8 protein-coding genes and 1 pseudogene are annotated in these 13,083 nt (G+C 70.5%); 4 read left to right on the forward strand and 5 right to left on the reverse strand.

What is annotated here, in order from left to right; all coding sequences use genetic code 11:
• Position 1 precedes the first annotated feature (1 nt).
• Complete coding sequence (locus tag ABD798_RS01395) at positions 2–3,133, forward strand: NACHT domain-containing protein (protein ID WP_344870585.1); 3,132 nt, start codon at positions 2–4, stop codon at positions 3,131–3,133.
• 2 nt (positions 3,134–3,135) lie between these two features.
• Here the strand turns inward: ABD798_RS01395 and ABD798_RS01400 are convergent, their stop codons facing one another.
• Together ABD798_RS01400 and ABD798_RS01405 are read right to left on the reverse strand one after the other, a co-directional pair.
• Positions 3,136–3,534, reverse strand: coding sequence for a hypothetical protein (locus tag ABD798_RS01400; protein ID WP_344870586.1), 399 nt, complete (start codon positions 3,532–3,534; stop codon positions 3,136–3,138).
• Positions 3,531–4,748: a hypothetical protein gene (locus ABD798_RS01405; RefSeq protein WP_344870587.1), complete on the reverse strand. Its 1,218-nt coding sequence runs from the start codon at positions 4,746–4,748 to the stop codon at positions 3,531–3,533. The genes ABD798_RS01400 and ABD798_RS01405 overlap by 4 nt, the downstream gene beginning before the upstream one ends.
• A gap of 93 nt (positions 4,749–4,841) precedes the next feature.
• Between ABD798_RS01405 and ABD798_RS01410 the strand changes: the two genes are divergently transcribed.
• Entirely contained in the window at positions 4,842–5,468 is a 627-nt protein-coding gene (locus tag ABD798_RS01410; RefSeq protein ID WP_344870588.1) for a hypothetical protein, read from the forward strand.
• Here ABD798_RS01410 and ABD798_RS01415 read toward each other — a convergent pair.
• A pseudogene (locus tag ABD798_RS01415) lies at positions 5,455–6,068 on the reverse strand (nitroreductase family protein). The gene ABD798_RS01410 and the pseudogene ABD798_RS01415 overlap by 14 nt on opposite strands.
• Before the next feature lie 88 nt (positions 6,069–6,156).
• On the opposite strand from ABD798_RS01415, the gene ABD798_RS01420 reads away from it, so the two are divergent.
• A complete protein-coding gene (locus ABD798_RS01420) occupies positions 6,157–7,386 on the forward strand; it encodes an SGNH/GDSL hydrolase family protein (protein ID WP_344870589.1) in 1,230 nt (409 codons plus the stop codon).
• Positions 7,387–7,391: 5 nt separating this feature from the next.
• On the opposite strand, the gene ABD798_RS01425 is transcribed toward ABD798_RS01420, so the two are convergent.
• Positions 7,392–10,337: an AfsR/SARP family transcriptional regulator gene (locus ABD798_RS01425; protein ID WP_344870591.1), complete on the reverse strand. Its 2,946-nt coding sequence runs from the start codon at positions 10,335–10,337 to the stop codon at positions 7,392–7,394.
• Positions 10,338–10,393: 56 nt separating this feature from the next.
• Here ABD798_RS01425 and ABD798_RS01430 point away from each other — a divergent pair, with 56 nt between their 5' ends.
• Positions 10,394–11,782 (forward strand): MFS transporter, encoded by a 1,389-nt coding sequence (locus ABD798_RS01430; protein WP_344870593.1) that lies wholly within the window; start codon positions 10,394–10,396, stop codon positions 11,780–11,782.
• Here the strand turns inward: ABD798_RS01430 and ABD798_RS01435 are convergent.
• A complete protein-coding gene (locus tag ABD798_RS01435) occupies positions 11,758–13,080 on the reverse strand; it encodes a DUF2716 domain-containing protein (RefSeq protein WP_344870594.1) in 1,323 nt (440 codons plus the stop codon). The genes ABD798_RS01430 and ABD798_RS01435 overlap by 25 nt on opposite strands.
• Positions 13,081–13,083: the final 3 nt, after the last annotated feature.

Genomic DNA, 13,083 nt, shown 5'->3' on the forward strand with positions numbered 1-13,083 from the left:
GGTGCACGAGAACACCTCGGGGGACGTCTTCGGAAACCTCGTGCAGGCAAGGGACGTCCACGGTGACGTCCACCTGCACCAAGGATCTGCGAGTGGTGCGCGACAACGGCTTCAGCGTGCGTTGAGCGCCGCGGTCGTCACCGTCGACGGGTGTCGCGGTGTCGCCGTCGATCCGGGCGTCGCGCTGGTCTGCGGCCCCGACGGGGTGGTGTTCGTCGAGGCGGAGACACGGGCGTTTGCCTGCCTGCACCCGGAACTGCTGCCCGGGGACGAGCTGGTCCGGCTGGACGCCGACCCCGGAGCGCCCGTGCTGAACCTGCGCACCGGCGGGGTGTGCGCGCTGGCCGGGCCGAACGGCCCGCTCCCGGTGCCCGAGGTCCGCGGTGGCCACCGCGAGTGGCTGGACCTGCTGGAACCGGAGCAGCTGCGGGCGGGAGGCTGGCGGCACGTCGGCCCGGAGCTGCGCGGATACCTCGACGCCGTGCGCAAGGCCGATCGCGACCACCCGTACCCGAGCGTGCGGCACGCGGCGCCTCCGCTGTCGAAGATCTACCTCACCCGCCAGGCGACCCGGCAGACCGAGGACGGTGAGGAGGAGGTGCTGGAGCGCGTGGACGCGGACAGCCTCCTGGAACGGCACGCGGGAGTGCAGGTGCTCGGCTACCCGGGAGCTGGGAAGTCGAGCCTGGTCAGGCACATCGCGGCCACGACAGCGCAACGCTGGCTCTCCGAGGGCGACGGCGCGTTCGTTCCGGTTCCGATCACCGCCGACGTGCTAGCCCAGGATCGAACGTTGCCCGACGCGCTGGCCGACGGCGTGGTGCGCGGGCTGAGCCACAGCCTGGACCGCGACACCTTGCTGGAGCTGTTGCGCGCCGAGCCGCTGCCCGGGGTGCCGTGGCTGGTGCTGGTGGACGGCCTGGACGAGGTGCTCGAACCGGCCGCACGGCACACGGTCCTGCGCAAGGTCGCCGACCACCGCGAGAACCCGGCGTACCGCTTCCTGGTCACCAGCCGCCCGCTGGACGGTCGCGGGCTGATCACCAGCGCGGTGTTCCCGACGTACGTGATCGAGCCGTTCACCGACACCGAACTGCACGCCTTCGTCGTGGGATGGCTCTCCGCCAGGCAGTTCACCGATCCGGAGGGATCAGCCGCCGACTTCGTCGCGAGGGTGCGGCGGACGAAGCTGCACGAGCTGGCCCACGTCCCACTGATCTCCACCATGCTGTGCCTGCTGTTCGCGGAGAAGCCCGACGCGGATCTCCCGGACAACCAGTCTCAGCTGTACCGGGAGTTCGTGTCCTGGCTCGTGGTCAAACTCCGTGAGGCCGACGCTCGGCGCCAGCTCCGCGACCGCGTCGCCCCGTACGGGCCGAGCGCGGAGGCCGCCGCGGACGCGCTGCTCGAACGCATCCAGGACCTGTTCCAGGACATGGCCTTCGGCCACCAGCAACCGGGTGACGAACGCACACTGCTGGAGCACGCGCTGGCGTGGCGCGGTGTCGAGCCGCCCGCGACCGTACCGCCGCAGGAGTGGGCTGAGGTCATCGCGGACGCACTGCGGATCAGCGGCCTTCTGGTGCAGCGACGGGACTGGCGGTTCCTGCACCAGACGGTCGAGGAGTACTTCGCGGCCTGCCATCTCGCCGTGCGCCACCCCGATCCGCGAGCCTGGTTTAGCCGCAAGCTCCTCGCCCCGCGACGGCAGTGGCCGTGGCCGCAGCTGGAGGTGATGGTCTTCCTGGTGGCGCGCTGGGTGGAGGCGGGCAAGGACGTCGACCGCAAGCTCCTCCGGCTGCTCGGCTGGCGGCACCGCGAGCACAACATCGGCTTCGTCGTACAGCTCATCCGCAACGGCGTGGCCGTCGGCGACCGCGTCCGGGCGCGCGCGGTGGCGCTGCTGACCAAGGATCTGTCCAAAGAGGACACTGGGCGGAAGCGGTGGCACGACTGCGCGGGATGGCTGCGTGACATCGATCCCGAACTCGCCTCGCGCGAGGTGGAGCTGGTGGTGGGAAGCTCGGCCCCTGAGCACCGCCGCTTCGACGCGATCCGCTGGCTGCTGACCGTCGACCCTGAGCGCGGAGTCCTGTTAGGACTGCGCTTCCTGGTGAACACGAAGAACGGTGCCACGGCGAGGAAAGGCGTCGCCGACCAGCTCGCCGAGCTTGACGTGGACCTGGCCAGAAAGCTCTTTTCCCGAGCGGCGCGGCGGGAAGAGCACGACACGGTGCGGTTGAAGGCCGCGGAGCTGCTCAAGCGCGTCGACGAGCGGATGGCCGCCGAGACCTTCGCGATGCTGGCGGAGTTCCCCGACGCCGAGGTCGCGGCCCGCCTTCTCGCCGCGCGGGAGGCGTGGAAGGCGCGCAGGGACGTCGACCGCACGTTCGCCGTGCTGACGGAATTGTTGGGCACGCGTGGCCCCGAGTGGGGGAGCACGGCCGACTTCGCGATCACCGTGTCGTCGCTGCGGGCAGAGAAGCTGTTGCGCGAGTTCGCCGAATCCGATCAGCACGGTCTCAATCTCCAGCTCGAAGCCGCGTTGTTCCTCGCGGAGCGGATGGACTTCGACACGGCGCAGTTGGTGCGGCTGGCCAAGGACCGCCAGCTCGACCGTGAGCTGCGTGTGCGTGCAGCGAGGGCCAATGGGGTCGAACCGGCGGATGTCGCCGAGATCCTGAAGCGGGTGGCGGACACGTGCGAGCCAGGGGATGCCTACCTGTTCACCGTGCTGAAGAAACTGGAGAATGTCGACACTCACGCGGTCGTCGCGCGACTGACCCGCGTGGTCGAGTCGGACGAGTGGCCGGGCGCGAATCGCTTGCTCGCGTTGGACAAGCTGAGGTCGCACCTGTCCCCGGCGAAGCTGGCCAAGCTCGGCGGGAGCCTCGGGCAGCCCCGGCTCGACGCCGCGCTCGCAGCGAAGTGGATCGGTCCGCGCGAGTGCGATGACGAGTTGGAAAGCCTTGCCACGGAGAGACACGTCAGCGACGAGGTGCGGTTGAGGGCGGCGATCGCGCTGCACCGGAACCGGCCGAAGCGCGGGCGCGAGGTGCTGCGCGCGCTCGCCGCCGACGGCAGGGTGACGCCGTCGATCCGACGGCAGGCAGCTCAGCAGGCCGAGAGCTGACCTCAGAGCGGGCGCAGGTCCAGCAGCCCGGGGATCGGGGCGGAGGCCGCGTACAGCTCGTAGTGGTCCTCGCCCTCCTCCATCGCGGCGAGCAGCGAGCTGCCGTCGGGCAGGACGACAGTCCACTGGCCAGGCGGTTCGGTGTCGCCGTAGAGCACGAACGCGTCGAAGTGGGCGGCGAAGCGCCGTGCGAACTCGTGGCGGCCGACGCGTTCGGCGAGCCTGCCTTCGATGCCGACGCTGAAGCTCATCGCGAAGTGTCCGGAGACCTCGCCGTGGGTGTAGAACACCGCGCTGGCCAGCTCGTGCTCGGCGATCTCGAAGCAGCGCGACAGGAACTCGCGCAGCTCGGGTTCGGCGACGGCGCGCGAGGACAGTCCGTCGTAGCCGGTCGCCTTCACGACGCGATCCACAGTGCGGCGGCTCGGATTCCCATCAGCAGTGGCACCGATCCGTCGTCGCGGATCCTGGGCGGCAGGCTCGGCGCGGCCACCAGGTCGTGTCCGGCGAGCAGATCTGCCCCAAGAGCGGCCAGGTCCAGTTCGACCAGTACCTGGCTGGAGCTGTAGAGCCGCTCCGCTCGGACGGGCTTGCGTCCGCGGATCTCATCGCTGCTCGCCGAGAGCTTGGTGAGCCCGAAGAACTCCGGTTTCGCGCCGCGTTCCATCCAGCGGCCGAAGCCGAGAACTCGGGTGTCAAGCACCTCCGCCCGCCGGACTCCCGTTTCCTCCAGCAACTCCCGCTCCATCGCGGTGCGGATGACCACGGTCAGGTCGTCGTCCTGCGCGTCGCGGGGTTCCAGTGTGCCGCTGCCCGAGGGGGCAAGCAGCCGGGGACTCGCCGAGTTGCGCTCCGACTGCACGACCGCCAGCAGAAAACCGTCGCTGGTCATCGCGACGGTGCTCGCCCCGACGAGATCGGCCAACGTGCTGGCGGACAACGCGCGCACGTGCCCGGAGGAGTCGATCAGCTCGCGTCGCCGCAGGTCGTGCTCAACACCTGTCGCGCTTTCAGTGATGCGGAAGGCGCAGACCTCGTTGGAGCATTGGCCGTCGAAGAAGCGCGCTTGGTGCAACCGGATCACGCCGGGCTCAGATTCGTTGCCGGGCAACGGTTCCCCGTGCATGCCCAGCACGATGCCGTTGAACAGCAACCTGCCACGGGCTTGCAGTGGCAGCACGTGCGGCGCGGTTGCCCGTAGTCGTGCGGGCAGTCGGTAGCGCTCCTCGTCGATCTCGATCCTGAACCGCCTGTCCAGCAGCGCCCGATCCATCGCGGGGCTCACCAGCACGGTGCCGCGGTTCGGGATGTGGAGGTACTGGGCTTCGGGGTAGGACAGGGGCGCGGGCAGCTCAGCGGTGGGGAAGGGCGCCGCGATGGCGGAGAAGTCGTACGCCGACCATCGCGCGTTCAGCAGGCGGACATCACGGACCAGCGTGATCGTGCCCAACAACAGCGCTACCACTGACAGGACGAAACCGAAGGCGCTGGGCAGCAGCGTGACCGCGCCGAGGACGACGCCTGAGGCCGACAGGAGGACCGGCCACTCCCTGGCCAACAGGAAGGTGACGTAGTCAGTTCGTGTCCGGGTCCGGCTGAGCAGCTTCGGTGGCACAGTTGATCACCATAGGACACCGTTCGCCCGTGTGGCCGGATTGTGGTCATCCCGCCGCAAGGCCGTTGTGCGCGGAACGGGAGGATGTCGCGCATGAGCGATCTCGAAGAGTGGCTCTCGAAACCCGATCCGCGCTTATCGACCGTGCGCGACACGGCCTTCGCGGTGATCGCGGTGTGCGAACTGCTGGTCATCACGTGGCCGGCGACACCGAGGGCTTTGTCCTGGCTGGGCAGTCAGTCCGCGGTGTGGTGGGGTGCGGTCGGTACCTGGGTGGGCGCGTTCGCGACCACGGCGGCCGTTGTCGCCGCGTTGTGGATCGCGGGGCGTGACAGCCGGGTGCGGCAGGCGGAGCGCGCGGACCGCGACAAGGCGCAGGCGAGGCTCCTCGTGGCCGTGATGGCCAACCGGGGCGAGTTCGTGACAGTGCGGATCGAGAACCACAGCGCGGCTCCGCTGTTCGACGTGGCGTTGACGCACGTGGAGCCCGCGCTGGCGTGGCGGCTTGGTCCGTCGACAGTGCAACGGCCCAGTCAGGACGTCCTTAAGGCGGGCGAGCACTTCCAGCGCAACATAGAACTACTCGGTGCCAACGGAGAGCCGCAGCGCGTTCCGGACGTGGAGTACAGCTTCACCTTCGAGTTCGTCGACAGCGCGGGCCTGCGGTGGAGTCGGCGGGACAACACCGAGCCCCAGCGCGTGCTCGCTACCACTGGTTGACGTGCAGCACCTCGTCGAGCGACTGGCGCGGAGCGGGCTTGAAAGTGGTGCCCGTGTAGTGCGCGGTCGGGATGAGCACACCCTGGTGCACGTCCTCCGGGATGCCCAGGATGTCCGCGACCTCGCGCTCGTACATCAGGTGCAGCGTCGTCCACGCGGTGCCGAGGCCGCGTTCGCGCGCCGCGAGCATGTAGCTCCACGCGGCGGGCAGCACTGAGCCCCACACAGCGGACTGGTTGCCTTCGGGGAGCGTGGCCGCACCCGTGCGCGCGCACGCGATGACGTGCACGGGAACCTGGCCCATGATCTCGCCGAGGTGCGCGACGCTGTCATGCACGCGCTGCTGCACCTTGGAGCGTTCGGGGTCGTCGGCGTGCAGCACGCACGCTGGTAGATCTCGCCGATCGCGGCCCGCTTCTCGGCGTCGGTGATCACCAGGAAGTGCCAGTGCTGCGCGTTGGAACCGCTGGGCGCCTGCAACGCGATCTCCAGGCTCTCCCGGACCAGCGCGAGGTCGACGGGCCGGTCCAGGTCGAGCCTGCGCCGCACCGAACGGGTCGTCGTCAGCACCTCGTCGGCGGAAAGTCGCTGGTAGGTCATGGTTCGCCCCTCTGAGAAACGATGTTGTCAGACCCTCTGTCTACCGTGGTCGTCATCAGTTCTCATAACTTTTCTGAGGGGGACATCGATGGCGCGCAGGGTGTTGAGCGTCTTTCTCGCGGTGGTGCTCGGTCTCGGTCTGACGGCCCCACCGGCACTGGCGAACCAGGGGTTGTGGACGGCCACGTGGTCCGCCGCGATGCAGCGGCCCACGGTGGGGTTCGCGCCGAACTGGTCGGAGAAGGGTTTCGACGACCAGACCGTGCGCCAGGTCGTGCGGACCAGCGTCGGCGGCGCCTCCGCGCGCGTGCGGCTGTCCAACGTCTTCGGGGCGAAACCCTTGCGCATCAAGGGTGCGACGATCGCGCGCACCTCGGAGGGCGCTGCGGTGCGGCCGGGCTCGGTGCGCCCGTTGACGTTCCGGCTGTCCCGGTCGGTGGAGATCCCGGTAGGCGGTGAGCTGGTGAGCGATCCGGCTCCGCTGCTCGTCGCGCCTCTGGAACGGCTCACCGTGACCTTGTACCTCGCCGAGCCGACCGGTCCGGCCACGGCGCACGTGTTCGGCACGACCACGACCTACCGCGCGAGCGGTGACCACGTCGCGGACCTCGGCGCGTCGGCGTTCACCGAGAAGACCACGTCCTGGTTCTACCTCAGTGGTGTCGAGGTCGCCGGGGCGCCAAGGCGGGACGGGGTGGTCACCTTCGGCGACTCCATCACCGACGGCGCGGCGGCGACGGTCGACGGCTTCACCACCTACCCCGACGAGCTGGCCGAACGGCTCGGCGGGAAGCGACCGGTGCTGAACACGGGCATCGGCGGCAACCGGGTGCTCAACGACTCGACCTGCCTCGGCGAGCGCGCGGGGAAGCGGTTCCAGCGCGACGTGCTCGACCGTCCGGGCGTGCGCTCGGTGATCGTGCTGGAGGGGATCAACGACATCGGGATGAGCGAGGTCCCCGGCGAGGAGCCGTGCGTGCTGCCCAACCCGAGGGTGAGCGCCGCCGAGCTGATCGCCGGGCACCTGGAGCTGGTGAAGCGCGCGCACGCCAAGGGGATCCGGGTGATCGGCGCGACCATGCTGCCGTTCAAGGGCGCCGGGTACTTCACCGAGCGCGGTGAGGCCGTGCGCGATGAGGTGAACACGTGGATCCGCACCTCGGGCGTGTACGACGCGGTGCTGGACCTCGACCGCGTCGTGGCCGATCCGGCCGACCCCGACTCGCTTCGCCCCGCCTACGACAGCGGCGACCGCCTGCACCCCAACGACACCGGCTACCGCGCGATGGCGGCCGCGGTGGACCTCGCCACTTTGTAGCTACCTCAAACCTGGCGGATGAGGGCGGTGATCCGGTCCACGTCGAGTCGTTCGGCTTTCGGCAGGGGTGCTCCCGCGTCGGCGCGCAGGGCAGCCGCGGCGTCGAGGAGTTCGGCGGCGCGCTCGCGGTCACCGTTGATCGCGTGCGCGCCGGCGAGGCCTTCGGTGGCGAGGGCGACAGCGCGCGGGTCGCCGGTCTTCTCCGCTGCGGCGAGGGATTCCTGGTGCAGGCGCAGGGCTCGCGCCGCGTCGCCGCGTGCTTCGGCGATGAACCCGAGTTCGGCGAGCAGCAGCGCGTCACCCGGCGCGTGGTCGGCGTCCCGCTGCCAGTCGAGCATGCTGTGGATGTGCGCCTCGGCGACGTCGAGCTTGCCCTCGCGCCGCGCGCCCAACGCCAAGCCGAGTTCGGCGTGCACGACACCGGGCTGGTAGGAGTGCTCGGCGGACAGGCGCATCGCGCGTTCGTGCAGGTCCTGGGCGGCGGGGTAGTCGCGCGCGAGCAACCGCAGCCGACCGAGGCCGGTCAGCCGCTCGGCCACGTCGGTCCACAGGCCCAGCTCCTCCGCGAGCCGCAGGCCCTCGGTGTGCAGTCGCTCGGCGTGCTCGTAGTCGCCGGTGATCTCGGCGAGCGCGGCCATCGGCGACACGAGCTGCGACCGCCCCCAACGATCACCGAGCTCGTCGAGCAGCGCGGCGCTCCGCGAACCCGAACGCTCCACAGTGGACAGATCGCCGCGCAGCAGTGCCTGGTCGGCTCGAACGCTCAGCGCGACGGCCTCACCCCACGGGTCGTCGACGAAGCCGTCGAGCGCGCGGGAGATCAACTCCTCGCTCGCGGTCAGCTCGCCCGCGGTGAACAGGGCGTAGCCGAGGAACCAGTGCGCGCGAGGGAGCCCCTCGGGGTCGCCGGCCTCCGCGTACTCGCGCAGCGCGGCCGCGCACGTGAGCACCCGCTCGCCGCCCTGCCCGGCGAGCAGGTCCAAGCCCAGCTGCCACACCCTGGCCTGCGCGCGCAGGGCGGGCGAGCCACCCAGTGCCAGCGCGGAGTTCAGCGCGTGCGTCGACTCGCTGCGCCGCCCGCGCAGGAACCAGTAGCCGGTGAGCGCGTTGGCCAGCCGCAGCGCGGGATCCGCCGCTCCGTCGCGGACCATCCCGTCCAACGCCGCGCGCAGATTCGCCGATTCCCGGTCCAGCACAGCGATCCAGTGCCGCTGACGCGGTCCGTAGAGCTCGTCCTTCGCCTCTTCGGCCAGGTCGAGGTACCAGTTCTGGTGGCGCTGCCGGATTTCCGGCTCCTCGCCCGCCTCGGCGAGCCGTTCGGCGCTGTAGCGCGCGACGGACTCCAGCAGGCGGTAGCGCGGCTCCGGGTCGTGCGCGACCACGACGAGGCTTCGCTGCGCCAGCGCCGTGAGCTGGTCGAGGACTGCCACGCCACTCACGGCCTCGGCGGCGGCCAGCGCGCATCCGTCGACGTGGACCGAGAGCCTGCGCAGAACGGTGCGCTCAGGCTCCGAGAGCAGGCTCCAGCTCCAGTCGAGCACCGCGCGGAGCGTGCGCTGTCGAGGCGGCGCACCGCGATACCCGTCCGTGAGCAGGGTGAACCGGTCGTCGAGCCGCGCGACCAGCTCTCGCACGCCGAGCACGGGCACCCGCGCGGCGGCCAGCTCCAGCGCCAACGGGAGGCAGTCGAGCCGTTGGCAGAGCTCGATGACCGCGTGCTCCTCCGGCAGCGCGTGGCCCAGGGCACGGACGCGCTCGGCGAGCAGGCGGACCGCGTCGGGCTCGTCGAGCGGAGGCACGGGATAGCGCGTTTCTCCTTGCAGCCCAAGCGGTTCCTGGCTCGTGGCCAGCACCCGGACGCCCGGAGCCTGCCGAAGCAGCCGTGCAACGAGGTCGGCCACCGGAGCGACCATGTGTTCGCAGTTGTCCAGGACGAGAAGAACGTGCTTGTCCCGCAACGCTGTCAGCACGAGGTCTGCCGGAGCCAGCTCCTGGTACTCGCGTACGCCCAGCGCGGTGAGAACGGCCTCGGCCACGGAACTCGCCGCAGCCAGCTCGACGAGCCACACGCCGCCGGGCGGGCTGAACCGCCGGGCCGTGCCGAGAGCGAGCCGTGTCTTTCCCACACCGCCGGACCCGGTCAGCGTCACGAGCCTGTGCTCGTCGAGCAGCGCGCGCACGTCAGCGATCGCCGAGTCGCGGCCGACGAGCGGGGAGACTTCGGCGGGCAGATTGGTGCGAGCCCTGCCCAGGCCGGGTTCGTGACGCAGGATCTCTTGGTGCAGCTGGGAAATCTCCGGTCCCGGCACGACGCCGAGTTCTTCGCGGAGCACGCGGCTCAGCTCGTGGAAGCTCTCCAGCGCCGCGCTCTGCCGTCCCGCGCGGTACAGGGCGCGCATGTGGACCGCGCGCAGCCGCTCCCGCACGGGGTGGGCTGACACCAGCTCGGTCAGCTCGCCCAGGTCGTGCTCGTCCAACGCTTGGAGGCGGTCCTCGATCGCGGTGAGCCGCTGTTCGGTCAGCCGGGCGATCGCGGGCTGGGCGAACGCGGCGTCGGCGAAGTCGGCGTAGGCAGGGCCGCGCCACAGGGCCAGCGCTCGGTCCAGCAGCTCGCGAGGGTCAGCCGCTGTGCGAGCCTGCCTGGTCAGCGCGGTGAACTCCTCCGCGTCGACGTCTTCTGCGTGCAGCCGGTACCCGGCGGGGGTGGACTCGACGAGTGAGCGATCGCCGAGCGCCGACCTGAGCTGGGAGACCCGCACCTGAAGCGTCGCGACGGGATCGCGCGGCGGCTTGGCGCCCCACAAGTCCTCGATCAGCCTGTCCGCTGAGACCGGCTCCCCACGGTGCACGAGGAGGTCGGCGAGCAGGGCGCGGACTGCGGTGCGCGTGACGGTCACCGGCTCGCCGCGCGCATCGTGCACGGTGAGCGCCCCGAGCACGCCGAATCGCATGCCGCTGAGAATAGTGCGGTAAGTCCTTGGTAAGTGGTTCGGCCGAGGCTCGGCACATGGAGAAGACGATGGCCCGGGCGGGTGTCCGGGAGTGGATCGATCTCGCCGTGCTGGCGGTGCCGACCATGTTGCTCGCGATGGACGCGACCGTGCTCTACCTCGCCGTGCCGCACCTCAGCGCTGACCTGCGGCCCTCCGACGCCGAGCTGCTGTGGATCGTGGACAGCTACGGCTTCCTGGTGGCCGGGTTCCTGGTCACCATGGGCACACTGGGGGATCGGATCGGCAGGCGCAGGCTGCTCGTGATCGGCGCGAGCGCGTTCGCGGCCGCCTCCGTGCTCGCGGCTTTCGCGCCGAGCCCGCTGTTCCTGATCATCGCGCGCGGGCTGCTCGGCGTCGCGGGGGCCACGCTCGGCCCGTCGACGCTCGCGCTGATCAGCACGATGTTCCCGTCGAACCAGCGCGCGCTGGCGATCAGCCTGTGGGCGACGTGCTTCTCGGCCGGTATCGCGCTCGGCCCGATCGTCGGCGGCGTGCTGCTGGAGTGGTTCTGGTGGGGTTCGGTGTTCCTGCTCGCCGTGCCGTTCATGGCCGTGCTCGTGCTGACCGCGCCCTTCCTGCTGCCCGAGTACCGCGACCCTGCTGCGGGGAAGCTCGATCTGGCCAGCGTGTTCCTGTCGCTGGCCGCCGTGCTGCCGGTGATTTACGGCATCAAGCAGCACGGTGGTGTCGTCGGCGGTGTCTCGATCGCGGTCGGCCTGATCGCGGGCTGGCTGTTCGTGTCGCGGCAGCGTCGGCTCGCCGATCCGTTGCTGGACTTGCGGATGTTCGGCAGCCGGTCGTTCAGCGTCGCGTTGATGGCGTTGGTGTTCACGATGACCGCGATCGGCGGCGTCTACCTGTTCGTCACGCAGTACTTCCAGCTCGTGCAGCGCTTCACGCCGCTGGTCGCGGGGCTGTGGCTGATGCCCTCGGCGGTCGTGCTCGTGCTCAGTTCACTGGTGACACCTCGGCTGGCGGCCAGGTTCGCGCCCGCCCACGTCGTCGGCGTCGCCCTGGTGCTGGCCGCGCTCGGGTTCGCCGCGCTCGCCTTCGCCGGTGGGCTGCTCGGCGTGGTGGCCGGATTCAGCTTGGTGTACCTGGGAGTCGGCCCGCTCATGGCGCTCGGCACCGACCTGGTGATCGGCGCGGCCCCGCCGGAGAAGGCCGGTTCCGCCGCCGCGATGTCCGAGACCGCGATGGAGTTCGGCATCGCGCTCGGAGTCGGCGTGCTCGGCGTGGTCGGGACGGCGGTCGCCACCGACGGCGAGCCGCTGCTGCAGGCTTCGGCCGCGAGCTTCACCCATGGGCTCAACGTGGTGGCCGCCGTGGCCGCCGCGATGACCGGAGCCCTGGCCGTCCTCGTGCTGGGCTTGCTGCGTCAGCGATCGCCCGGCGACTCGTAGGTCCAGACGTTGCCGACGTTGTGGCCGCCTCGGCGCATCACCGTGCCGAGAGCGGCTGTCAGCTCGTCCTCGACCTCGGCCAGCAGCTCTGCGCCGAAGACGCACAGCGACTCCTCCCACGGGTGCCAGAAAGTACCCATGCGCAGGTCGCGGGTGAGGAGCTTGTAGTAGTCGCCCTCCCAGCACGCCGTGCCCGGCCACCCCGGCTGGCCAGGACCGCCGACGCGGGCCGGGTCGAAGCGGTAGCCCTGGCGCCACCACCTGACGGAGTGCACGTCCTCGCCTGGGCGGACGCGGGCGCGAAGGCCGCGCTCGACGATGTCCTGGACGCGCGCGTGCGCCTTGGCGACGTCCGCGACGTGCCAGGTGATCGAGTCGGCGGGTTCGTCGATCCCCGGGTAGTAGGTGTAGCTGGGTTTGAAAGCGAAGCGGGCCTCGAACTCCTCGCCCAGCGCATCGTGATCCGGGTCGTCGAGCAGCATGGACACCGGGCGCGTGCTCGCGGGAACCGCGTTGATCGGCGTCCACGAGTAGGTGCGCACGGTGGACACGGCGCGGAAGCCGACCGCGAGCAGGGCGTCCAGGACGGGGCCGGTCGGTGCCTCGGCCGTGAAGTAGCGGCGATCCGGTGCGAGGCCCGTGCCCACATGGACGCTGCGCCTGTTGCGGGCCCAGCGAACCCAAGCAGGCACGAACTCCGGGTGAGGGCCGGTCATGCCGCGAACGGCCACGAACTCCGTCGACCCGACGGCTTCTGCCCAGCCCGCACCGACGAGCTTGGCTTCCGACTCCAGGAGCTGCACGTTCAGGCTCCAGCTCAGCAGGTTCCCGTGATCCTCGCGGATTTCCGGCAGCGCGCGCGTGTGCGGGCCGGAGGTTTCGGCCACGCTGTTCAGCTCCCGAAGCCGGTGGTAGCCGTGGTCGAGCCTGCGCACGCGCATGCGCTTCGCCGGTGCGACTTCGGTTGTCAGGTCGTCGAGTTCGGCGATGAGCAGCGTCCGCGCCGGGGCGCCCTCGGTGAAACCGGCAGCGCGCAGTGCGGCGTCCAGCGGGATCGCGTCGTGGCTGTAGGCGCGCCACTCCACGGGTTCGTGCCGCGCGGCGAACGCTTCCTGTTGGCGGCTGATCAGGCCGATGAGGTCAGGCGCTGGTGAGTGCCTGACCGTGCCGTGGGTGCCGTAGTGGGTCCGGATCGCGGGACCGTCCCGTTCGATCACCGCGCCCATGGGTGCCCGTTCCGGGAGGTGCCCCCGCACTTGCTCGTCGTACGCCGCCAGCAGCGCGCTTGCCTTGTCCATCAA

Source organism: Allokutzneria multivorans (genome assembly GCF_039537405.1).
Classification (GTDB): domain Bacteria; phylum Actinomycetota; class Actinomycetes; order Mycobacteriales; family Pseudonocardiaceae; genus Allokutzneria; species Allokutzneria multivorans.

Coding starts and splice junctions, on each gene's coding strand:
- ABD798_RS01410 (WP_344870588.1), top strand. CDS start 4,842: ATGAGCGATCTCGAAGAGTGGCTCTCGAAACCCGATCCGCGCTTATCG.
- ABD798_RS01420 (WP_344870589.1), top strand. CDS start 6,157: ATGGCGCGCAGGGTGTTGAGCGTCTTTCTCGCGGTGGTGCTCGGTCTC.
- ABD798_RS01425 (WP_344870591.1), bottom strand. CDS start 10,337: ATGCGATTCGGCGTGCTCGGGGCGCTCACCGTGCACGATGCGCGCGGC.
- ABD798_RS01430 (WP_344870593.1), top strand. CDS start 10,394: ATGGAGAAGACGATGGCCCGGGCGGGTGTCCGGGAGTGGATCGATCTC.
- ABD798_RS01435 (WP_344870594.1), bottom strand. CDS start 13,080: ATGGACAAGGCAAGCGCGCTGCTGGCGGCGTACGACGAGCAAGTGCGG.